At 70.5% G+C, this 20,357-nt stretch carries 21 protein-coding genes; 10 read left to right on the plus strand and 11 right to left on the minus strand.

The window, feature by feature from the left end; translation table 11 throughout:
* Positions 1 to 12: 12 nt before the first annotated feature.
* The 3 genes from AB0I51_RS45515 to cobT form a co-directional block, all read right to left on the minus strand.
* Positions 13 to 681 carry a hypothetical protein gene (locus tag AB0I51_RS45515; protein WP_362984933.1) on the minus strand — a complete coding sequence of 223 codons (669 nt, stop codon included), beginning with the start codon at positions 679 to 681 and terminating at the stop codon, positions 13 to 15.
* Positions 678 to 2,459, minus strand: a complete 1,782-nt coding sequence (locus tag AB0I51_RS45520) for a phosphatidylglycerol lysyltransferase domain-containing protein (protein WP_362984935.1) — start codon at positions 2,457 to 2,459, stop codon at positions 678 to 680. The genes AB0I51_RS45515 and AB0I51_RS45520 overlap by 4 nt, the downstream gene beginning before the upstream one ends.
* A 69-nt stretch (positions 2,460 to 2,528) precedes the next feature.
* On the minus strand, positions 2,529 to 3,617 hold the full coding sequence (cobT, locus tag AB0I51_RS45525; RefSeq protein ID WP_362984937.1) for a nicotinate-nucleotide--dimethylbenzimidazole phosphoribosyltransferase: 1,089 nt from the start codon (positions 3,615 to 3,617) through the stop codon (positions 2,529 to 2,531).
* Positions 3,618 to 3,754: 137 nt separating this feature from the next.
* Here cobT and AB0I51_RS45530 point away from each other — a divergent pair, with 137 nt between their 5' ends.
* A complete protein-coding gene (locus tag AB0I51_RS45530) occupies positions 3,755 to 4,279 on the plus strand; it encodes a methyltransferase domain-containing protein (RefSeq protein ID WP_362984939.1) in 525 nt (174 codons plus the stop codon).
* On the opposite strand, the gene AB0I51_RS45535 is transcribed toward AB0I51_RS45530, so the two are convergent.
* A complete protein-coding gene (locus AB0I51_RS45535) occupies positions 4,268 to 5,470 on the minus strand; it encodes a bifunctional adenosylcobinamide kinase/adenosylcobinamide-phosphate guanylyltransferase (RefSeq protein WP_362984941.1) in 1,203 nt (400 codons plus the stop codon). The genes AB0I51_RS45530 and AB0I51_RS45535 overlap by 12 nt on opposite strands.
* A gap of 235 nt (positions 5,471 to 5,705) precedes the next feature.
* Here AB0I51_RS45535 and AB0I51_RS45540 point away from each other — a divergent pair, with 235 nt between their 5' ends.
* On the plus strand, positions 5,706 to 5,918 hold the full coding sequence (locus tag AB0I51_RS45540) for a hypothetical protein (RefSeq protein ID WP_019075820.1): 213 nt from the start codon (positions 5,706 to 5,708) through the stop codon (positions 5,916 to 5,918).
* Positions 5,919 to 5,962: 44 nt separating this feature from the next.
* Here AB0I51_RS45540 and AB0I51_RS45545 read toward each other — a convergent pair whose 3' ends face one another.
* The 3 genes from AB0I51_RS45545 to AB0I51_RS45555 form a co-directional block, all read right to left on the minus strand.
* Positions 5,963 to 7,063, minus strand: coding sequence for a trypsin-like peptidase domain-containing protein (locus tag AB0I51_RS45545; protein WP_362984943.1), 1,101 nt, complete (start codon positions 7,061 to 7,063; stop codon positions 5,963 to 5,965).
* Positions 7,064 to 7,138: 75 nt separating this feature from the next.
* Complete coding sequence (locus tag AB0I51_RS45550) at positions 7,139 to 7,840, minus strand: methyltransferase domain-containing protein (RefSeq protein ID WP_362984965.1); 702 nt, start codon at positions 7,838 to 7,840, stop codon at positions 7,139 to 7,141.
* Between the two features lie 83 nt (positions 7,841 to 7,923).
* Complete coding sequence (locus tag AB0I51_RS45555; RefSeq protein WP_362984967.1) at positions 7,924 to 8,565, minus strand: DUF3043 domain-containing protein; 642 nt, start codon at positions 8,563 to 8,565, stop codon at positions 7,924 to 7,926.
* Positions 8,566 to 8,813: 248 nt separating this feature from the next.
* On the opposite strand from AB0I51_RS45555, the gene AB0I51_RS45560 reads away from it, so the two are divergent.
* From AB0I51_RS45560 to AB0I51_RS45575, 4 genes are all read left to right on the plus strand, one after another.
* Positions 8,814 to 9,620: a PspA/IM30 family protein gene (locus AB0I51_RS45560; RefSeq protein ID WP_362984945.1), complete on the plus strand. Its 807-nt coding sequence runs from the start codon at positions 8,814 to 8,816 to the stop codon at positions 9,618 to 9,620.
* Between the two features lie 34 nt (positions 9,621 to 9,654).
* On the plus strand, positions 9,655 to 9,933 hold the full coding sequence (locus AB0I51_RS45565; RefSeq protein ID WP_200716464.1) for a hypothetical protein: 279 nt from the start codon (positions 9,655 to 9,657) through the stop codon (positions 9,931 to 9,933).
* 199 nt (positions 9,934 to 10,132) lie between these two features.
* A complete protein-coding gene (locus AB0I51_RS45570; protein WP_362984947.1) occupies positions 10,133 to 11,353 on the plus strand; it encodes a histidine kinase in 1,221 nt (406 codons plus the stop codon).
* Positions 11,350 to 12,033 carry a response regulator transcription factor gene (locus AB0I51_RS45575; RefSeq protein WP_362984949.1) on the plus strand — a complete coding sequence of 228 codons (684 nt, stop codon included), beginning with the start codon at positions 11,350 to 11,352 and terminating at the stop codon, positions 12,031 to 12,033. The genes AB0I51_RS45570 and AB0I51_RS45575 overlap by 4 nt, the downstream gene beginning before the upstream one ends.
* Before the next feature lie 18 nt (positions 12,034 to 12,051).
* Here AB0I51_RS45575 and nadA read toward each other — a convergent pair whose 3' ends face one another.
* Positions 12,052 to 13,236: a quinolinate synthase NadA gene (gene nadA / locus AB0I51_RS45580; protein ID WP_362984951.1), complete on the minus strand. Its 1,185-nt coding sequence runs from the start codon at positions 13,234 to 13,236 to the stop codon at positions 12,052 to 12,054.
* Between the two features lie 277 nt (positions 13,237 to 13,513).
* On the opposite strand from nadA, the gene AB0I51_RS45585 reads away from it, so the two are divergent.
* Complete coding sequence (locus AB0I51_RS45585) at positions 13,514 to 13,870, plus strand: iron-sulfur cluster assembly accessory protein (RefSeq protein ID WP_019065032.1); 357 nt, start codon at positions 13,514 to 13,516, stop codon at positions 13,868 to 13,870.
* Between the two features lie 99 nt (positions 13,871 to 13,969).
* Here AB0I51_RS45585 and AB0I51_RS45590 read toward each other — a convergent pair whose 3' ends face one another.
* Together AB0I51_RS45590 and AB0I51_RS45595 are read right to left on the minus strand one after the other, a co-directional pair.
* The gene (locus tag AB0I51_RS45590) at positions 13,970 to 15,844 is read right to left on the minus strand and encodes a hypothetical protein (protein WP_362984953.1); all 1,875 of its coding nucleotides are present in this window, start codon (positions 15,842 to 15,844) and stop codon (positions 13,970 to 13,972) included.
* A 170-nt stretch (positions 15,845 to 16,014) separates the two neighbouring features.
* Positions 16,015 to 16,236, minus strand: a complete 222-nt coding sequence (locus AB0I51_RS45595; RefSeq protein ID WP_362984955.1) for a hypothetical protein — start codon at positions 16,234 to 16,236, stop codon at positions 16,015 to 16,017.
* 131 nt (positions 16,237 to 16,367) lie between these two features.
* Between AB0I51_RS45595 and AB0I51_RS45600 the strand changes: the two genes are divergently transcribed.
* Entirely contained in the window at positions 16,368 to 17,342 is a 975-nt protein-coding gene (locus AB0I51_RS45600; protein WP_362984957.1) for a carbohydrate kinase family protein, read from the plus strand.
* Positions 17,343 to 17,409: 67 nt separating this feature from the next.
* Here the strand turns inward: AB0I51_RS45600 and AB0I51_RS45605 are convergent, their stop codons facing one another.
* A complete protein-coding gene (locus AB0I51_RS45605) occupies positions 17,410 to 18,783 on the minus strand; it encodes an aminotransferase class V-fold PLP-dependent enzyme (RefSeq protein ID WP_362984959.1) in 1,374 nt (457 codons plus the stop codon).
* 286 nt (positions 18,784 to 19,069) lie between these two features.
* Between AB0I51_RS45605 and coxB the strand changes: the two genes are divergently transcribed.
* Both coxB and AB0I51_RS45615 read left to right on the plus strand, forming a co-directional pair.
* Entirely contained in the window at positions 19,070 to 20,029 is a 960-nt protein-coding gene (coxB, locus tag AB0I51_RS45610; protein WP_362984961.1) for a cytochrome c oxidase subunit II, read from the plus strand.
* On the plus strand, positions 20,026 to 20,357 hold a 332-nt coding region (locus AB0I51_RS45615), incomplete at its 3' end, for a cbb3-type cytochrome c oxidase subunit I (protein WP_362984963.1). The genes coxB and AB0I51_RS45615, both read left to right, overlap by 4 nt.

Consider the following 20,357-nt stretch of genomic DNA (forward strand, 5'->3'; position numbering starts at 1 on the left):
TCCCCGCCACCCCTATCGCACCCGCACCCACAGTCGCCGATGCCGATGCGCCGAAGCCAGGCACAGCAGCCCCACCGCGATGATCGCCGCCAGGTGTTCCTTGCCGGCGAGGTTGCCCTTCAGCATGACCTCGATCGCCATCGCCCCGGTCACCGCGAGCGCGGTCGCGTACGCGCCGTAGCGCCACGCGACGAACACCGCGAGGCCGACCACCGCGGCCGAGGGGCCCGTGTCCACGACCAGACGGTCCGAACCGGGCAGCCCGAACGGGTTGTCGAAGCCGAGCCAGATGCCGAGGCGGGCGTAGAGCGTGCCGGCGAGGGTCGCGGCGTAGGCGATGACCAGCGTGCGCCAGCGGCCGAGGCAGATCTCCGCGATGCCGAAGACGAACAGGATCTGGGCCAGGGCGCCCCAGACGGGGAGGTCGAGCGCCGGGACGAAGAGGGAGAGCGGGGTGCGGAGGAGTGCCAGCCACAGCGGGTCCTCGGCCCGTACCGCGCCCGCGTCCTGCACGAACTGGTAGCCCCACGACTGGTTCTGCACGAACTGCAGGGCCGCTGTCAGCAATACCGCCCAGATCGTCATCGGGATCGCCCGCCAGTGCCGCTTCAGGAGCGGCTCGCGCACGGTGACGTAGAGCAGTCCCCATTCGGCGCGGGCCCAGCGGGCGAGGCGGTTCATCTGTGCGTCTCCAGGTGCTTGCGGTGCAGCCACTTCGGCAGTCCCGGCGCCTCCAGGAACCCTTCGGCGCGCGCCGATGCGAGGCCGATGCGCAGCAGGTCCGCGCTCTTCTCGAAGAGCAGGAACCGGGGTTCCCAGATGGGCCGGTACTTGGCGTTGGCGCGGTACAGCGACTCGATCTGCCACCACCGGGAGAAGAAGCTGAGGAGTGACCTCCACAGCCGCAGCACCGGTCCGGCGCCGATCCGCGCCCCACGTTCGAAGACCGAGCGGAACATGGCGAAGTTGAGCGAGACCTGGGTGATTCCGATCTCCTGGGCGCGGCGCAGGAGTTCGATCACCATGAACTCCATCAGTCCGTTGTCGGAGTCCCGGTCCCGGCGCATCAGGTCGAGCGACAGTCCGTGCGGGCCCCACGGCGCGAAGGACAGCACCGCCCTCAACTCGCCCGCTTCCTCCCCAGCGCCGCTGTCCCTGCATTCGAGCATCACGCACTGCCCGTCGTCCGGGTCCCCGAGCCGACCCAGCGCCATGCTGAAGCCGCGCTCGGTGGCCCCGTCGCGCCAGTCGTCGGCCCGCTTCAGCAGGTACGCCATCTCCGCGGCCGGAATGTCCTCGTGGCGGCGGATGCGGACCGTGTAACCGGCCCGCTTCACCCGGTTGTAGGCCTGCCGCACGGTCCGCATGGCGCGTCCCTCAAGGCTGAAGTCGGCGACCTCGACGAGGGCTTCGTCCCCGAGTTCGAGGGCGTCGAGCCCGTGCCGCGCGTAGACGGTGCCCGCCTCCTCGCTCGCGCCCATCACGGCCGGAATCCATCCGTGAACACGGGCCTCCGCGAGCCAGGGCTCGATCGCGCCGGGCCACGCCTCCGGGTCGCCGATCGGGTCGCCGGAGGCCAGCGACACCCCGCCCACCACCCGGTAGGCGACGGCCGCTTTGCCGGTCGGCGACCACACCACGCTCTTCTCCCGGCGCAGCGCGAAGTACCCGAGCGAGTCCCGCTCTCCCTGCCGTTCGAGGAGCGCCCGCAGCTTCTTCTCGTCGTCCTCGGTGAGCGGGTCGACGGCGCGCCGGGAGCGGAAGGCGGCGTAGAAGACCGCGAGGACCAGCACGGTGCTGAGCACGTTGATGGTGACGTTGGCCCAGTTCGGGGTCCAGATGCCGGGGAAGCGGTTCTCCGGTGCGGCGATGGACACCAGCCGGAACGAGCCGTAGTGCCAGCGCTCCAGGAACGTCGAACGGGACGCGTCGTGCGCCTGGTTGGTGACCGTCACCAGCAGCGCGGCCAGCAGCGAGGCGGCCAGCGTGCCGGCGACGGCGACGACGGCGGCCAGCCGGGGGTTGGACCGGTCGCCCTTGGCGTAGAACTCCCGGCGTCCCACCAGCAGTGCGGCGACGAAGGCGGCGGTCAGGGCCAGGGAGATCCAGTTCTGTGCGTACTGGCGGATCTCCTGGAACGACATGGCGAACCCGAACAGAGCCAGGAACAGCCCGCTGACCACCAGGTTCAGGATCCACGCGGCGCGTTTGCGGCGCCGCATGGTGATGGCGAGGAACGCCGTGAACACCCCGGACGCGAAACCGGCCGTCAGCAGATACGGCGTGAAGAAGTTCTCGTGGTTGTGCCGTCGTACGTCCTGCCCCAGCGAAACCCACGCCGCGCTGAGGAAGTTGATGAACGCGACCGCCCGCAGATACCAGACGGCGAAGGCCGCGGCCCGCCGCGAGGCGCCTGTGCTGTGACGTTCCTGAACGGGCCCGACCCGGACATCTCCCATGAAGGAGGATCATATGGGTGTTGTTGCGGCGAACGTTTCTTTTCCCTCGCCGCAACGATCACGCTCGGATCACTCCTCGGGCTTCTCGGCTTCTTCGGACTCCGCCGGCTCTTCCGGCTTGAGCGGGAGTTCGGCCGCCAGCGCCGCCGCGGCCTGCACCAGCGGCAGCGCGAGCAGGGCGCCCGCGCCCTCGCCGACGGTCACCCCGTGGTCGAGGAGCGGCTCCAGGGCCATCCGGTCCAGCGCCTTCGCCTGCCCCGGCTCCCCGCTGTTCTGCCCGGCCAGCCACCAGTCCGGCGCCCGGAACGCGACCCGCTGACCCACCAGGGCGCAGGCGGCGGCCACCACCCCGTCCAGGATCACCGGCAGCTTCCGTACGGCACTCTGCAGCAGGAACCCGGTCATCGCGGCGAGGTCGGCGCCGCCCACCGTCGCGAGGAGCTGCAACTGGTCGCCCAGCACCGGCCGGGCCCGGCGCAGCGCGTCCCGGATCGCCGCGCACTTGCGCATCCACGCCAGGTCGTCGATCGCGAGGCCGCCCCGCCCGGTGACCACGGACGCGTCGGTCCCGCACAGCGCGGCGATCAGCACGGAGGCCGGGGTCGTACCGCCGACGCTCACATCGCCGAGGACCACCAGATCCGTACCGGAGTCGGCCTCCTCGTTCGCGACGGCGACACCGGCCTCGAACGCGGCCGTCGCCTCCTCCAGGGTCAGCGCGTCCTCGATGTCGATCCGCCCGCTGCCCCGCCGCACCCGGTGCTTCACGACCTCGTCGGGCAGCGAGTCCGGCTCGCAGTCCAGGGCCATGTCCACGATCCGCACCGGCACCCCGAGCCGCCGGGCGAGCACCGCGGCCGGGCTGCCGCCCTCCAGCACCGACCGCACCAACTCCCCGGCGCTGCCCGCCGGCCGGGCCGACACACCGAGTTCGGCGACCCCGTGGTCGCCCGCGAACAACACCACCCGAGGCCGTTCGACCGGCCGCACCGGCACGGAGGACTGCGCCGCCGCCAGCCACTCACCCAGGTCGTCGAGTCGGCCCAGCGACCCGGGCGGCACGATCTGACGTTCACGCCGCGCCTCGGCGTCACGGCGCACACCACCGTCGGGGCGCTCGATCAGATCGGTGAAGTCGTCGAGATTAAGCGAGCTCATTCGCCGAACAGTACCGGCAGCGATCGCGCGCGACAGAGCCACATGGCCACCACGCGCCCCGGACGTCCTTGCCTCCGAGATCGGTATCCCGTACGTATCGTTTTGCACCGTTTTGCCGTACGTCCCCGGGAGCCGCCATGAACAGCCTGCGCACCCGCGTCAGCGCCCTCGACGAGCGACGCCGTCACCGGGCACTGGCCCGCGCGATCCAGCGCCTGCTCCCCGAGCCGGAGAGCTGGCTCGACGTCGGCACCGGCGACGCCCACTTCCCCGAGACCGCGAAGGAACTCTTCCCGTACACCTCCTTCGACGGCCTCGACCCCACCCCCCGAGCCGTCCGGGCCCGCGCCGCCGAACGCATCGAGGAGGCCTACGCCGGCCACCTCACCGACCCGCACATCACCTCCGCCCTGCACGCCCGCTACGACGTCGTCACCCTCCTCCGCGACCGCACCCCCGCCCCCGACCCCGGAGCCGAACTCCACGCGGCCCTCACGGTCCTGCGCCCCGGCGGCCTCCTCCTGCTGGAAGGACGCCCGGACGACCTGCGCACCCGACTGGAGCCCCACGACTGCGAGATCGTCCCGGAACACCGCCGCCTCCCGGACCGGCTCCCGGCCCCGCAGCGACTGATCGCACGCCGGAGGCCGTCAGCCCCGTAGCGCGATCGCCTGCCCGGCCACCACCAGCAGCACGTGCTCGCACTCGGCGGCGATCGCCGCGTTCAGCCGGCCCAGCTCGTCCCGGTACCGGCGCCCGGACGCGGTCGCCGGCACGATCCCCGAGCCGACCTCGTTCGACACGGCGACCAGGATGCGCCGGGTGGCCCGCACGGCGGCGGTCAACTCCCGCACCCGCTCCCGCAGTTGCTTCTCCCCGCCGAACCCCCACTCCGTGTCGTCCCACGCCCCCACGGAGTCCATCGCGTCCGTCAGCCACAGCGACAGACAGTCGATCAGCAGCGGCGGCCCGTCCTGCGCCAGCAACGGCACCAGGTCACAGGTCTCCGCCGTACGCCACGACCCCGGCCGCCGGTCCCGGTGCGCGGAGACCCGGGAGGCCCACTCGGTGTCCCCGTTGCGCGAGCCGCCCGTGGCGACGTACAGCACATCGGGGAACGCCTCCAGCCGCCGCTCCGCCTCCACCGACTTCCCGGACCGCGCCCCGCCCAGCACCAGCGTCCGCCGCGGCACATCGGGCACGTCCTCGTAGACCCCCACGGTCAGCGTCGACCCGTCCGGCACGGCCCGCGCCCCCACGGCGGCCAGCCGCCGCGCCAACTCGGCGCCCGGCGGCACATCGTGGTCGAGATGCACGGCGATCACATCGGTCGCGGGCCCCGTCGCCCCCACCGCCCGCAGCTTGGCCAGTGCGTCCGGCCGCCCCACGACATCGGCGAGCACCATGTCGTACGACTCCACGGCCCCCTCCTCAAGACCGGCCGGCGCGGCACCCGGCGGCAGGTACAGCATCCGCTGCCCGTCCGGGCCCGTGACGGCGTACCCGGTGCCGGACGCGTCCATCGGCACCGCCCGCACCCGGTGCCCCGTCAGCAGCGCCAGCTCCCGCCCGTCCGGCACGCGTCCCGGCTGGGGAAGCCCCACGGGCACCTCCACCGCGGGCCCGTCGTGCGGATGCGACAGAAGCACCTGCCGCACGCCCCCCAGCGAATGCCCGGCCCGCGCCGCCGCGAACGCGGCCCCCGGTGTCAGATCGAGCAACAGAGTCCCGTCCACGAGCACGGCGGTGGCCGCCCGGGCATCAACTCCGAGCGACACGGCACAGGCCGCGCAGGGACAGTCGAGGCGGGGGAGGCCCGCGGGGGCACCGGTGCCGAGCAGAGTGAGTTCCACAGGCCGATTTTCTCCGTTGACTTGTAGACACGCGCGACCCGGACCCACCTAAGGGGCGCGGGGCTGTGACATTTGCGGCTCCGCCGCGGGGCGCGACCAGTCCCCACCGGCCCGCACACGACCGAATATCCGCAGCTCATCCCCCGCTGACCCAGCGGAGCGAATACGCTGCTCAGCAGAAGCCGGACCAAGATCCGGCTTCTGCTCTGCATGCGCTGAGACCTTGGAGGCGTACATGGCGGCATGGATCTGGCGGTTCGAGAAGTCCGACGGGACCGAGGTCGAACCCGCGGTCCCGCCGGAGGAGTTCACCACGCAGGGGGACGCGGAGTCCTGGCTCGGCGAGGTGTGGAAGGACCTCGTCGCGGGTGGCGCGGACCAGGTACGGCTGTTCGAGGACTCCACGGAGATCTACGGCCCGATGAGCCTGCACGCCGAGGAGGCGTAACAGGGGGGAGGGGGCGGCCGGGCAGACACCGGCCGCCGCCTCTCTCACTGCTCGCCCAGCGTCACGTCGACCTTCTTCGACGCGCCGTTCCGCGTGTACGTCACCGTCGTCTTCTGCCCCGGTTTGTCGGACGCCAGCGCCTCCGACAGCGAGGTGATCGTGCTGATGTCCGTGTCGTCGAGCTTCGTGATGACGTCGCCGGCCCGGATGCCGGCCTTGTCCGCGGCCCCGCGGCTCTTCACCTCGACCACGGCCACCCCGGCCGCCCGGTAGCTGTCGTCGACGACCGTACGGCCGGTGATGCCGAGCGCGGCCCGCCCCGAGTCGGTCACCTTGCCGTCCTTGACGATCTGGCCGGCGACCGTCTTCACCATCGAGGCCGGGATCGCGAACCCGATCCCGGGCGCGGCACCGCCCCCGAGATTCGGGTCGGTCGCGGCGAGCGTCGGGATGCCGACGACCTGCCCGTCGAGGTCGACCAGCGCGCCCCCGCTGTTGCCGGGGTTGATCGCAGCCGAGGTCTGCACCATGTTGGCGATGGTCGCGCCCGTCCCCCCGTCGCTGCTGCCCTCGCTGACGGTCCGTCCGGTCGCCGACACGATGCCCTGCGTCACGCTGGACGACAGTCCCAGCGGCGAGCCCATGGCGAGGACGATCTGTCCGACCTGGACCTTGGCGGAGTCGGCGAAGGCCGCCGCCCTCAGCCCGTCCGGCACCTTGTCCAGTTTGACGACGGCCAGGTCCTGCTCGGGATACGAGTAGACGAGCCTGGCGGTGAGCACGTCCTCGCTGTTCGCGGTGGTCACCTTGAAGGTCTTCTCGCCCCCGACGACATGCGCGTTGGTGACGATGTGCCCCTGGCCGTCGTACACGACCCCCGACCCCAGATCGCTGCTGGCCTGGATCTGCACGACCGAAGGCAGGACCTCCTTGATCGCCTTCTGGTAGTCGCTCTGCAGGTCGTTGCTCGCCATCGGCACGGCGGCCTCGGCGGCCTGCGTGGTCGAGCCGTCCTTCTTCGAGGGGGACGACGATGGCGACGAGGACCCGGCGCCCGAGCACCCGGCCACCAGCGCGAGCGAACAGGCGAGGAGAGCCATTGGGCGCAGGTCGCGCGTACGGGTTCGGGCACGGGAAGAGTCCATGCGCCGAGTGTCTCTTTGGGGTGAATGCCCGGCTTGTACTGCTGACCCGAACGGGCCCTCGCCGCAGGGCCGCGCTCAGCCCCGCACGCCGCACAGATGCAGCAGCGCGGCCACCGCCCGGTACGGATCCGTCCGCCCGGCCCGCTCCTCGGCGGCCAGCAGCGGCTCCACGTCATCCGGGATCCCGACGCCTTCCGGAGCCGTGTCGGTGAAGACCCGCACGCCGTACCAGGCCTGCAGCGGCGCCCCGATCCCCGCCAGCGTCGCCGTCAGGGTGTCCAGCCGGTCCGCCCGCACATCCAGGCCCAGCCGGTTGCGGTACGCGGTCGAGTCGAACGCGGTCAGCGCGCCCGCCCAGTCCCAGGACATTCCGGGGCGCATCGCCAGCGCGTCGGCGTTCCGCACCAGAAGGGACAGGAGCCCGCCTGGCGCCAGCATCCTGGCAAGGCCCGCGAGCAGCGGATCTGGCTCGGACACGTACATGAGTACGCCATGACAGAGCACGACGTCGAAACTGCCCGGCAGGAAGTGCACGCCCGTGTCCCGGCCGTCGCCCTCGATGATCCGCACCCGCTCCCGGATGCCCTCCGGCTCGCCGGACAGCGCCTCGCGGGCCGCGGCGATCATCTTCGGTTCCTGTTCGAGCCCGGTCACCTGATGCCCGGCCCGGGCCAGCCGCAGTGCCTGCGTGCCCTGGCCCATCCCGACGTCGAGCACCCGCAGCCGCTGCCCGACCGGATACCGGCCGGCTATCTGCTCGTCGAGCTGCCGGGCCACCAGCTCCTGGCGTACGACGTCCCGCAGCCCGCCCAGCTTCGCCAGCCAGGCATCCACCGCGCCCCCGGAGAAGGAGTCCGCGCTCAGGGCCGCTCTCCGCGCTTGACCTGCGGCTTCGGCAGCCGGAGTCGACGCATCTGGAGGGAGCGCATCAGCGAGTACCAGACCGTGCCCTTGGTGTCCTGGCCCGGGAAGCGCTCGGCGAGCTGCTTGCGGATGCGGAGCACGTTCAAGAACGAGTCGACCACGATCAGGATGATGATCACGAGCCACAGGAGCAGCGCGATGTTCTGCAGCGCGGGCACCTGCACCACGCTGAGCACCAGGATCACCACGGCCATCGGCAGGAAGAACTCGGCGACGTTGAAGCGCGAGTCGATGTAGTCACGCGCGAACTTGCGGATCGGGCCCCTGTCACGGAGCGGCAGATCCCGCTCGTTGCCGCGGCCGGACAGGGCCTGGCGCTGCTTCTCCAGCTGCACCCGCCGCTCGTCGCGCTGCCGCTTGGAGGCGTCCTTGCGCGTCAGCGTGGTGTTGGCCACGCTGCGGCGCTGGGTCTGGGCCTCACTGCGCTTGGGCGTGGGCCGACCCTTTCGGGCCTGAGGGTCTCGGGGCTGCTTGGAGTCGGTCGGCGAGGCCTGGTCGGCGGTCGCGGCCTTCTCTTCCTTGGCACGGCTACGGAACACAAAACCCAAGCTTACGGGGTGGATGCGGTTGGACCCCAGTCCCGTGGGGAACGATCCGGCAACACCAGTCGTCTGTAGGGGGACAAGAGAGACGTCGCAGACGGTCGGCTCCGGGTTGTTACCCGGGGAACACCTACTCCTTACGCCGGAGCAGGACCGTAGGCAGTCGTCCTTGGGGATGAGCGCATCCGTCCCCGAACAGTGCGGTAATGGATGCAGGGCCCGTACTGTGGGTTCTGTTGCAGTCGCTGGAGCTGGAGTCCGTCAGAAGGGGGCGCGCGAAGCCCATGAGCGGTGTCATGAAGCGTATGGGGATGATCTTCCGCGCGAAGGCGAACAAGGCCCTTGACCGGGCCGAGGACCCGCGCGAAACCCTCGATTACTCGTACCAGAAGCAGCTGGAGCTGCTTCAGAAGGTGCGCCGGGGTGTGGCCGACGTCGCCACCTCCCGCAAGCGTCTGGAGCTCCAGCTCAACCAGCTGCAGTCGCAGTCCTCGAAGCTGGAGGACCAGGGCCGCAAGGCGCTCGCCCTGGGCCGCGAGGACCTGGCCCGCGAGGCGCTCTCGCGCCGGGCCGCGCTCCAGCAGCAGGTGACGGACCTGGAGACGCAGCACACCACCCTCCAGGGCGAGGAGGAGAAGCTCACCCTCGCGGCCCAGCGCCTCCAGGCCAAGGTGGACGCCTTCCGCACGAAGAAGGAGACCATCAAGGCCACGTACACGGCGGCCCAGGCACAGACCCGGATCGGCGAGGCCTTCAGCGGCATCTCCGAGGAGATGGGCGATGTCGGGCTTGCCATCCAGCGCGCCGAGGACAAGACCCAGCAGCTCCAGGCCCGCGCCGGCGCCATCGACGAACTGCTCGCCTCCGGAGCCCTGGACGACCCGACCGGCATGGCCAAGGACGACATCCAGGCCGAGCTGGAACGGCTGTCGGGTGGTACGGATGTAGAGCTGGAACTCCAGCGGATGAAGGCGGAGCTGGCCGGCGGCTCGACGTCGCAGCAGGCGATCGAGGGCGGCAAGGACCAGTCCCAGTCGCAGTCGAGTTCATCGGCTCAGCCGCAGGACACCCCGCGCTTCGACAAGCAGTGACGTGATGTGACGGCCCACGCCTGAGGAGGGCGACATGATCGTACGGATCATGGGGGAGGGGCAGGTGAGGCTGGCCGACGGCCACCTCACCGAGCTGAACAAGCTGGACGACGTACTCCTGAGGGAAGTGCAGAACGGCGACGGCCCAGCCTTCCGCGAGACCCTCCAGGCGCTCCTGGCCAAGGTCCGCGAACTGGGCGAGCCACTCCCGGACGACTCCCTTGAGCCCTCCGAACTGATCCTCCCGTCGCCGGACGCGACGCTGGAGGAGGTCCGGGATCTGCTGAGTGACGACGGCTTGATCCCGGGGTGAGGGCTTTCTTCGGGGCTCCTTCTTGATCAAGGTCGGCGTCGGTCGGCCCGTCCGGCGTTTGAGGACGAGGCCGTTCAGGCCGACAGGGGGCCCGGGGGCGCAGCCCCCGGAACGCCCGCACCAAGACCCCGCACAAGTACAGGGAACGTACAGCTGACCCCCGTTCCGCCCCCGCCAGGGACCCCGTACCGTTGCCAGAATGACGACCCTGGACCGCGCGCGCTGCCACATGGACGCGCACCCCTGCGCGCTGGACGTGGTGATCGCGGCCGCGGTGCTCGTGTGCATGGTGGCGGGGTCGTTCGTGGACCCGCACGGGGGGCACGGCGTCAGCTGGGGCATCCGCACCCCTGACCCGCTCAGCCTGGTCCTGATGGCGGTCGCCGCCGCCGCGCTCGTCTTCCGCCGCCGCGCCCCGATGACGGTCCTCGCCGTCACCGCCACCGCCTCCCTCGTCGAGAGCGTCACCAGCGACCCGCGCGCCCCGGTCGCGATGTGCGCCGTGGTCGCCCTGTTCACCGTCGCGGTCTCCACCGACCGCTCCACCACCTGGCGCGTGGGCCTGCTCACGATGACCGTGCTGACCGGCGCCGCGATGCTCGGCGGCCCGCTCCCGTGGTACGCGCAGGAGAACCTCGGCATCTTCGCCTGGACCGGCATGGCGGCCGCAGCCGGGGACGCCGTACGCAGCCGCAAGGAGTTCGTGCACGCCATCCGCGAGCGCGCCGAACGCGCCGAACGCACCCGCGAGGAGGAGGCCCGCCGCCGGGTCGCCGAGGAACGGCTGCGCATCGCCCGCGACCTGCACGACGTGGTCGCCCACCACATCGCCCTGGTCAACGTCCAGGCCGGAGTCGCAGCGCACGTCATGGACAAGCGTCCCGACCAGGCCAAGGAGGCCCTCGCCCACGTACGCGAGGCCAGCCGCTCCGCGCTCAACGAACTCCGCGCCACCGTCGGCCTGTTGCGCCAGTCCGGCGACCCCGAGGCCCCCACCGAACCGGCCCCGGGACTCGACCGCCTCGAAGAACTCGCCGGCACCTTCCGCAACGCGGGCCTCCAGGTCGAGGTCGCCCGCGCGGACAACGGCACCACTCTCCCCGCCGCCGTCGGCCTGGCCGCCTACCGCGTCATCCAGGAGGCCCTCACCAACGTGCAGAAGCACGCCGGTACGGAGGCCAAGGCCGAGGTCAGCGTCGTCCGCGTGGGCCCGAACGTGGAGGTCACCGTCCTCGACAACGGCTCCGGCGAGGACCAGGACCCCGACGGCGGCGGCGGCCACGGCCTGCTCGGCATGCGCGAGCGCGTCACCGCCCTGCGCGGCACCCTCACCACCGGTCCCCGGTACGGAGGCGGCTTCCGCGTCCATGCGATCCTGCCGGTCAAGACCCGCCCACGTGCCTCGGGGGACCCCGTATGACGACGATCCGTGTCCTGCTCGCCGACGACCAGGCCCTGCTGCGCAGCGCCTTCCGCGTACTCGTCGACTCCGAGCCCGACATGGAGGTCGTAGGAGAGGCGTCGGACGGCGCGGAGGCCGTGCGGCTGGCGAAGGAGGAGCGGGCCGACGTCGTACTGATGGACATCCGGATGCCCGGTACCGACGGCCTCGCCGCCACCCGCATGATCAGCGAGGACCCGTTCCTGGCCCGCGTCCGGGTGGTCATACTGACGACCTTCGAGGTCGACGACTACGTGGTGCAGTCCCTGCGCGCGGGCGCCTCCGGCTTCCTCGGCAAGGGCTCCGAGCCCGAGGAACTCCTCAGCGCGATCAGGATCGCCGCGGCCGGCGAGGCCCTGCTGTCACCCGTGGCCACCAAGGGTCTGATCGCCCGCTTCCTCGCCCAGGGCGACCTGGACGAGGACCGCGACCCGGCCCGCGCCGAACGCCTCGAAGCCCTCACCGTGCGCGAACGCGAGGTCCTCGTCCAGGTCGCCGGCGGCCACTCCAACGACGAGATCGCCGAACGCCTGGAGGTCAGCCCGCTGACGGTGAAGACCCACGTCAACCGCGCCATGGCCAAGCTCGGCGCCCGCGACCGGGCCCAACTCGTCGTCATCGCCTACGAGTCGGGGCTGGTCCGGCCGCGGGTGGAGTAGAACCTCGGACGTACGGGCCTACGGCAGCGCCAGCATCCGCTCCAGCGCCAGCTTGGCGAAGGCCTCGGTCTCCTTGTCGACCTCGATGCGGTTGACCAGGTTGCCCTCGGCGAGGGACTCCAGGGTCCAGACCAGGTGGGGGAGGTCGATGCGGTTCATCGTCGAGCAGAAGCAGACCGTCTTGTCGAGGAAGACGATCTCCTTGCCCTCGGGTGCGAAACGGTTCGCGAGCCGTCGTACGAGATTCAGCTCGGTGCCGATGGCCCACTTCGAGCCGGCCGGGGCCGCCTCAAGTGCCTTGATGATGTACTCGGTCGAGCCCACGTAGTCGGCCGCGGCCACGACCTCGTTCTTGCACTCGGGGTGGACGAGGACGTTGACACCCGGGATCCGGGCCCGCACGTCCTCCACCGACTCCAGCGAGAAACGGCCGTGCACCGAGCAGTGGCCGCGCCACAGGATCATCTTCGCGGCCCGCAGCTGCTCTACGGTGAGGCCCCCGTTGGGCTTGTGCGGGTTGTAGACGACACAGTCGTCCAGGCTCATGCCCAGGTCGCGGACCGCCGTGTTGCGGCCGAGGTGCTGGTCGGGCAGGAACAGCACCTGCTCGCCCTGCTCGAAGGCCCACTCCAGCGCGCGCTGCGCGTTCGACGAGGTGCAGATCGTGCCGCCGTGCTTGCCCGTGAACGCCTTGATGTCCGCGGACGAGTTCATGTACGACACGGGCACGACGCGCTCGGCTGTGCCGGCCTCGGTCAGCGCGTCCCAGCACTCGGCGACCTGCTCGGCGGTGGCCATGTCGGCCATCGAGCAGCCGGCCGCGAGGTCGGGCAGGACGACCTTCTGGTCGTCGCCGGTCAGGATGTCCGCGGACTCCGCCATGAAGTGCACACCGCAGAACACGATGTACTCGGCCTCGGGGCGCGCGGCTGCGTCCCGGGCCAGCTTGAAGGAGTCGCCCGTGACGTCGGCGAACTGGATGACCTCGTCGCGCTGGTAGTGGTGGCCGAGCACGAAGACCTTGTCGCCGAGCTTCTCCTTGGCCGCGCGGGCCCGCTCGACCAGGTCCGGGTCGGACGGCGAGGGCAGGTCGCCGGGGCACTCGACACCGCGCTCGCTCCTCGGGTCGGCCTCACGGCCGAGCAGCAGCAGGGCGAGGGGCGTCGGCTGAACGTCGAGCTCCTGGGTCTGGGCGGTGGTCACGACACGCACCCTTTCTGTTCTGACAGACAAGCCTTTTCGTCGAATTGACGTTATCTATCATAACCGCTTCACGTCAGTTTGACGACGGCCATAGCGTCGATGTGACATCAATCCCGGCAGGTGCTCGATACGCACTCAGCCGGGGACCTTGCGGGGGTGTGCGAGCATGGAGAGAGGTGCCGGGGGAAAGACACCGGGCACGGCCCGGAATGAATCCACGGCCCCGGCGGTTGACATCGTCGGCAAGCAGTCTCCGTACAACCCGGGAGAGATGTAGATGTCCGTATCGGACGAGACCAGCACCGTCACCGACGGCATCCTTCTGTCCGACGCCGCCGCGGCGAAGGTCAAGGCCCTGCTCGACCAGGAAGGCCGGGAGGACCTGGCCCTGCGCGTCGCCGTGCAGCCCGGTGGCTGCTCCGGCCTGCGCTACCAGCTCTTCTTCGACGAGCGCTCCCTCGACGGCGATGTCGTCAAGGACTTCGGCGGCGTCAAGGTGGTCACCGACCGGATGAGCGCCCCGTATCTGGGCGGCGCCTCCATCGACTTCGTCGACACCATCGAGAAGCAGGGCTTCACGATCGACAACCCGAACGCGACGGGCTCCTGCGCCTGCGGCGACTCGTTCAGCTAAGCCCCACAGAGCGACTGAGCACGGCGAAGGCGGCGGCCCCCTCCGACAGGGCCGCCGCCTTCGGGCTTTCCGGTGCCCGTTGAGAAGTCCTGACCGGCCCTACCGGGCCAGCGAGGGACCCGCTCCGGCCGTCGGCTGCCTGTTCTTCTCCACGGGGATCGCCTTGCCGTCCGAACCCACGACTTCGCGGTCGCCGAGCGGCGCCTTCAACTCCACGTTCTGGTGGTAGATCTTGGCGATCATGATGCAGACCTTGTTCGGCCAGGGCGTCGCGGTCACCGTGACCGTCACCTTGTCCGAGCTCTCCGAGGCCGCGACCTTGTAGTCCGCGCACACCCCGCCGGTGAAGGCCACGGTGAGGCTCTTCCCGTCGGCCGAGTAGCCGTCGGCCTTCACATCGTGCGGAGCCGCGGTCGCCGTCGAGGTCGGCGTCGGCGTGGGCGTGCCGGCCGAGGCCAGATACTTCGGATCGATCGCCGGGTACGTCACCGTGAAGCTGTCCTGCCCACCCGACTGCCGCACCTCGAACAGCCAGGACGGCACCAGCGTCTGCTTCCCGCTCACCGAGTGCGCGGCGAGCCCGAACACCGCGTGCTCCACGATGGCCGAGGCCTGCGCGGGCGTGGCGGAGATGGCGGTCGACGATCCGCAGGGCGCCTCCAGCCGGTCCTTCAGCGGTACGGGACTGGCGCAGCCGCCGATGCCCATGCGGTGGTCGGTCCCCGGGGCCGCGTTCAGCAGCGCCAGCGTCTTCTGGGCGCTCAGCACCGGATAGACGTCACCCTTCACCGGCGCCGCCAACTGCCCGCTCCCGCCCACGACTTCACCTTGGGCGCTGACGGTCAGCCCGGTCGTCCAGCCGTGTGTGGGCAGCCCGCCGACCACCGGTTCGGCGTTCACCACCCGCTGCGCGCCCATGAGTTGGCCGGCGTCCACCTTCGCGTCGTCCTGGCCGACGGCCTTGAGGATCGGGGCGGCGGCCTGCTTCGCGACCGCGACACTCACCGGGTCGGTGGCCGAAGTGCCGGGATCCTGCGCGCACTTGAGGGTGTCGGTGCAGTTGTCGGTGCCGGGCGCGTAGCGGTTGAACGTCCACAGGCCCGGCGCCGCCCTGTTCACCTGGAGACTCGGCCCGCTGCCGTCCTGCCCACCGACCTTCCAGTACTGCCCCTCGGCCACCGGTGTCCCCACGACACCGAGCGCCTTCGCGAGCCGCGCCACGTCGTCCTTGGCCACTTGCCCTTCCGGTGAGTAGACGGCCGCGGAACCGGGGCCGGCGGGCAGGGTGCCCTGGGCCTTGTAGGTCTCGCCGTACGGATTCGGCTCCCCGGACGCGATCCCGTTCGTACCGCCCGTCGCGTACCCGTCGAGCGCGAGCGCCGGCGGAGTCCCACCGCTGCCGGAGGCCGCGGATCCCGTCCCGTTCCCCGAACCTCCGGAGGACGAGGAGGAGGACGCGAGGTACGCCCCGCCCCCTCCGACGAGCAGTACGGCGGCGGCCACGGAGGCGATGACGAGGGGGGACCGGGATCGCGCCGGGTGCCCGTCGTCGGTGTGGTCGGCGTGACCCGCGTGGTCGTGCGGGTGGGCGGCTTCGGCGGCTTCCGGCTGGTCGGCCTGCGGCCCGGACGTCACCGGGTCGAGCTGTTCCGAGGAATCGGCTGCTGCGTCGGATGCCTCGGGCTCTGTCTCCTCGGGCTCGGTCTCTTCGGGGCCCGTCCCCGCCGACGACAGGTGGGCCTCCTCGGAAACGGCACCCTCGTCCGTGCCCTCACCGTCCTCGCCCGCGACGGCGGGCGTCGTAGCGCCTGCGGTCTTGTCCGGGCGGGACCCCTCGACGTCGGCCGCTTCTCGGCCGGCCCCGGTGTCCTCGGCCCCGGACCCCTCCACGGCACCCTTCGCGGCGTCCCCCACGCCCGGCACATCTTCGGAGGCGCCGGTCGCGTCCTCGTTGTCGGGTCGCTCGGTGTTCACCGCATCGCTCCTTCGGCTGCGCAACTGTCCCATGACCCTGACCCGCCCCTGTCAAAGAGGCAGGCGGAAGGGTCGTATACCGCATCCCCTTTACGGGGGACAGCGATGGGACGCAGCGGGGGAGCGCACGGTTCCCCCGAGCGCGCCGACGGAGCCGACGGGCTTCGAACTCAGTCGCCGTATTCGCCCATCGCGTCCAGCAGCCGGGCGGACTTCGACGGCACCGACACGCCGTGGATGAGTGACGGGGACACCGGAACGGCAACGATCCGGTCGGGTACCGCCCAGTGGGGAGCCATCCGGGCGCAGTCGCCGCGCAGCGCCGCGAGGTCCGCCTCACCTTCGCCTTCGAGGTGGGCCGGAACGGGACCGTCGACTTTGAGGTTCGTCATAGCGGCACCGTAGACATGCTTTACGTCGCGAAGAAAGATCTACTATCGGGTAGTTTTGGCCGCTTCAGAGCCGCCAGGCCGACCGGGTAGCGTGAACTGTCAACGCAGCCTCCCTCAGGAGAGTCCTCGCCGTGCGCATCGCAGTCACCGGCTCCATCGCCACCGACCACCTCATGACCTTCCCCGGCCGCTTCGCCGACCAGCTGGTCGCGGACCAGTTGCACACGGTGTCGCTCTCCTTCCTGGTCGACAACCTCGACGTACGCCGGGGCGGCGTCGGTGCCAACATCGCCTTCGGCATGGGCCAGCTCGGCACCGCGCCGATCCTGGTCGGCGCCGCCGGCTCCGACTTCGCCGAGTACCGCGCCTGGCTCGACCGGCACGGCGTCGACACCGACTCGGTGCGCATCTCCGAGACGCTGCACACCGCCCGTTTCGTGTGCACCACCGACGCCGACCACAACCAGATCGGCTCCTTCTACACCGGCGCCATGAGCGAGGCCCGCCTGATCGAGCTGAAGACCGTCGCCGACCGCGTGGGCGGCCTCGACCTGGTCCTGATCGGCGCGGACGACCCCGAGGCGATGCTCCGCCACACGGAGGAGTGCCGTACCCGGTCCATCCCCTTCGCCGCCGACTTCTCCCAGCAGATCGCGCGCATGGACGGCGACAACATCCGCATCCTGCTGGAGGGCTCGGCGTACCTCTTCTCGAACGAGTACGAGAAGGGCCTCATCGAGTCCAAGACCGGCTGGAGCGACGAGGAGATCCTGTCGAAGGTCGGCCACCGCGTCACCACGCTCGGCTCGCGCGGCGTCCGTATCGAGCGCGTCGGCGAGGACCCGATCGAGGTCGGCTGCGCGGAGGAGGAGCGCAAGGCCGACCCCACGGGTGTCGGCGACGCGTTCCGCGCGGGGTTCCTGTCGGGGCTGGCGTGGGGTGTCTCGCTGGAGCGGTCGGCGCAGGTCGGCTGCATGCTCGCGACGCTCGTCATCGAGACGGTCGGTACGCAGGAGTACCAGCTGTCTCGTGGGCACTTCATGGAGCGGTTCACCAAGGCGTACGGAGATGACGCGGCGGTGGAGGTCCGTAAGCACCTGGGCTGAGCCGACTGGCCGCCTGCGGGCGCGTGGGGGCTGGTCGCGCAGTTCCCCGCGCCCCCTGAGGGGCGCGTCAGCTGGTCCGGCGGATCAGGTACGCCGGGCCCTCCTCCTCACCGATGTACTCCTGGCCCCGCATCTCGCACCACGCCGGGATGTCCAGGCGTGCCGCCTCGTCGTCCGACAGGACCTTGACCGTGCCGCCGACCGGTACATCGCCGATGACCTTCGCCAACTCGATGACCGGGATCGGGCAGCGCTTCCCGAGCGCGTCCACGACGAGCGGGTGTTCCGCTGCGACGGCCGCGGGCGCCGGAGTGGAGGCCCCCAACTTCTCCCGCACCCCCGCCACCGCCCCCGGCAGCACGGCGAGGAAACGCTCGACGTCCTCCTCCGTCGTCCCCGTCGGCAACGACACCCGCACGTTTCCCTCACTCAGCACCCCCATCGCCTTCAGCACATGGCTGGGCGTCAGCGTGCTGCTCGTGCAGGACGACCCGGACGAGACGGAGAAACCGGCGCGGTCCAGTTCGTGCAGGAGAGTCTCTCCGTCGACATAGAGACAGGAGAAGGTGACGATCCCGGGCAGCCGTCGCACCGGATCGCCGACCACGTCCACGTCCGGCACCGACCGCGGCACCCGGGCCCGGATCCGCTCCGTCAGCTCCCGCAGCCGTAGATCCTCCGCGGCCGCCTCCGTGCGGACCGCGCGCAGGGAGGCCGCCGCGGCCACGATCGCCGGGATGTTCTCGAAGCCTGGGGAGCGCCCCGACTCCCGTTCGTCGACGGGCCCTTGGGCCGCGAACCGCACGCCCTTGCGTACCGCCAGCAGTCCGACCCCGGCCGGCCCGCCCCACTTGTGCGCGCTGGCCGCGAGAAGCGACCACGCACCCTCGACCGGCCCCCACCCCAGCGACTGCGCCGCGTCGACCAGCAACGGCACCCCGGCCGCCCGGCACACCTCGGCCACCTCGGCGACCGGCTGCACGGTCCCCACCTCGTGGTTGGCCGACTGCAGACAGGCCAGCGCGGTGTCCGGGCGCAGCGCCTCGACGTAGGCCCGCGCGCTCACCGCTCCCGTCCGGTCCACGGGCACCTCGGTCACCGAACCACCCGCCGCCACCAGGGTCTCGGCCGAATGGAGCACGGAAGAGTGTTCAACCGCTGACACGATCAGGTGACGTCCGACGCGCCGCCGCCCTGCCAACGCCCCGGCGATACCGCTGTTCACGGCCCGAGTACCGGAGGTCGTGAACACCAACTCGTCGGCCCGGCACCCGACGGCCTCGGCGGCGGCCTCCCGCGCGGCATCGAGCAGCAACCGTGCCTTACGTCCTTCTCTGTAGAGCCGGGCCGGATCGGCCCACCCCTCGTCCAGGGACGCCAACAGCGCCTGCCGGGCGACGGGATGAAGAGGAGCGGAGGAGGCGGCATCGAAGTAGGACACACGGCAACGTTAAAACGTACGTGGCCTTTCCTCGGGAGCGCGGGGAACTGCGCGAGCAACCACAACGCACCCGCACTCGCCCAAATCACCTCAACCCCCGAGCTATTAGGCGCCCGGAGTAAAGCCCGGCGCGTATGCCACCCTCCCCGCGAACCCCCGGAAGGCGTCGGCTAGGGTTTGGTCCGCATAAACATCCAAACCCCTGCCCGACGCAGGGCGGCGACCGACCCGCGTGAAGGCAGGCCGCAGCCAATCCGCGCGGGCGAGACTCTCGGGAAGGCGCTACGTGAGTCCCAACGGCTCCGACCGCTCGCCGCGGCGCCCGATGCGGCGGAAGCTGCTGCAGGCAATGACTGCGGGCCTGGTCCTGGCGACCGCGACCGGTTGCACATCCAAGGACTTCCCTCGCCTTGGTTTCCCCACCCCGACCACGGAGGAGGGTCCGCGGATCCTCTCCCTGTGGCAGGGATCCTGGGCTGCCGCGCTCGCCGTCGGCGTCCTGGTGTGGGCCCTGATCATGTGGAGCGTCATGTTCCACAGGCGCAGCCGCACCAAGGTCGAGATCCCCCCGCAGACCCGGTACAACATGCCCATCGAGGCGCTGTACACGGTTGTTCCGCTCATCATCGTCTCGGTGCTGTTCTACTTCACGGCCCGCGACGAGACGAAGCTCCTGAGCCTCGACAAGAAGCCCGATGTGACGGTCAACGTCGTGGGCTTCCAGTGGAGCTGGGGCTTCAACTACATCGAGAACGTCGACGGTGTCAGTGGTGACGCGACGACCGACAAGAACCTGGCCGCCATCCCGGACCGGTTCAAGAAGGACTTCCCGGCGAACGCCGGCGGTGTCTACGACGTCGGTACGCCCGCCACGAAGAACCCGCAGACCCTCAACCCGGGTCCCACCCTCTGGCTCCCCAAGGGCGAGACGGTCCGCTTCGTCCTCACCTCGCGTGACGTCATCCACGACTTCTGGGTGGTGCCGTTCCTGATGAAGATGGACGTCGTCCCGGGTCACACCAACGCCTTCCAGGTGACCCCCACCAAGGAGGGCACCTACCTCGGCAAGTGCGCCGAGCTCTGCGGCGTCGACCACTCCCGGATGCTGTTCAACGTGAAGGTCGTCTCGCCGGAGCGTTACCAGCAGCACCTCAAGGACCTCGCCAAGAAGGGGCAGACCGGTTACATCCCCGCTGGCATCGCGCAGACGAGCCACGAGAAGAACCGGGAGACGAACAACCTGTGAGCATCCTCAACGAACCTCAGGGTGCCGCGGCAGCAGAGTCCCACTACGCGGATGAGCTGCCGGTAAGGCGCAAGCAACCCGGCAACGTCGTGATCAAGTGGCTCACCACCACCGACCACAAGACGATCGGCACGCTGTATCTGGTCACGTCCTTCGCGTTCTTCCTGATCGGCGGCGTCATGGCGCTGCTGATGCGCGCCGAGCTCGCACGGCCGGGTCTGCAGATCCTGTCGAACGAGCAGTTCAACCAGGCGTTCACGATGCACGGCACGATCATGCTGCTGATGTTCGCGACGCCGCTGTTCGCCGGTTTCACGAACTGGATCAT

The sequence above is a fragment of the Streptomyces sp. NPDC050549 genome (assembly GCF_040655035.1).
In the GTDB taxonomy this organism is placed as follows: domain Bacteria; phylum Actinomycetota; class Actinomycetes; order Streptomycetales; family Streptomycetaceae; genus Streptomyces.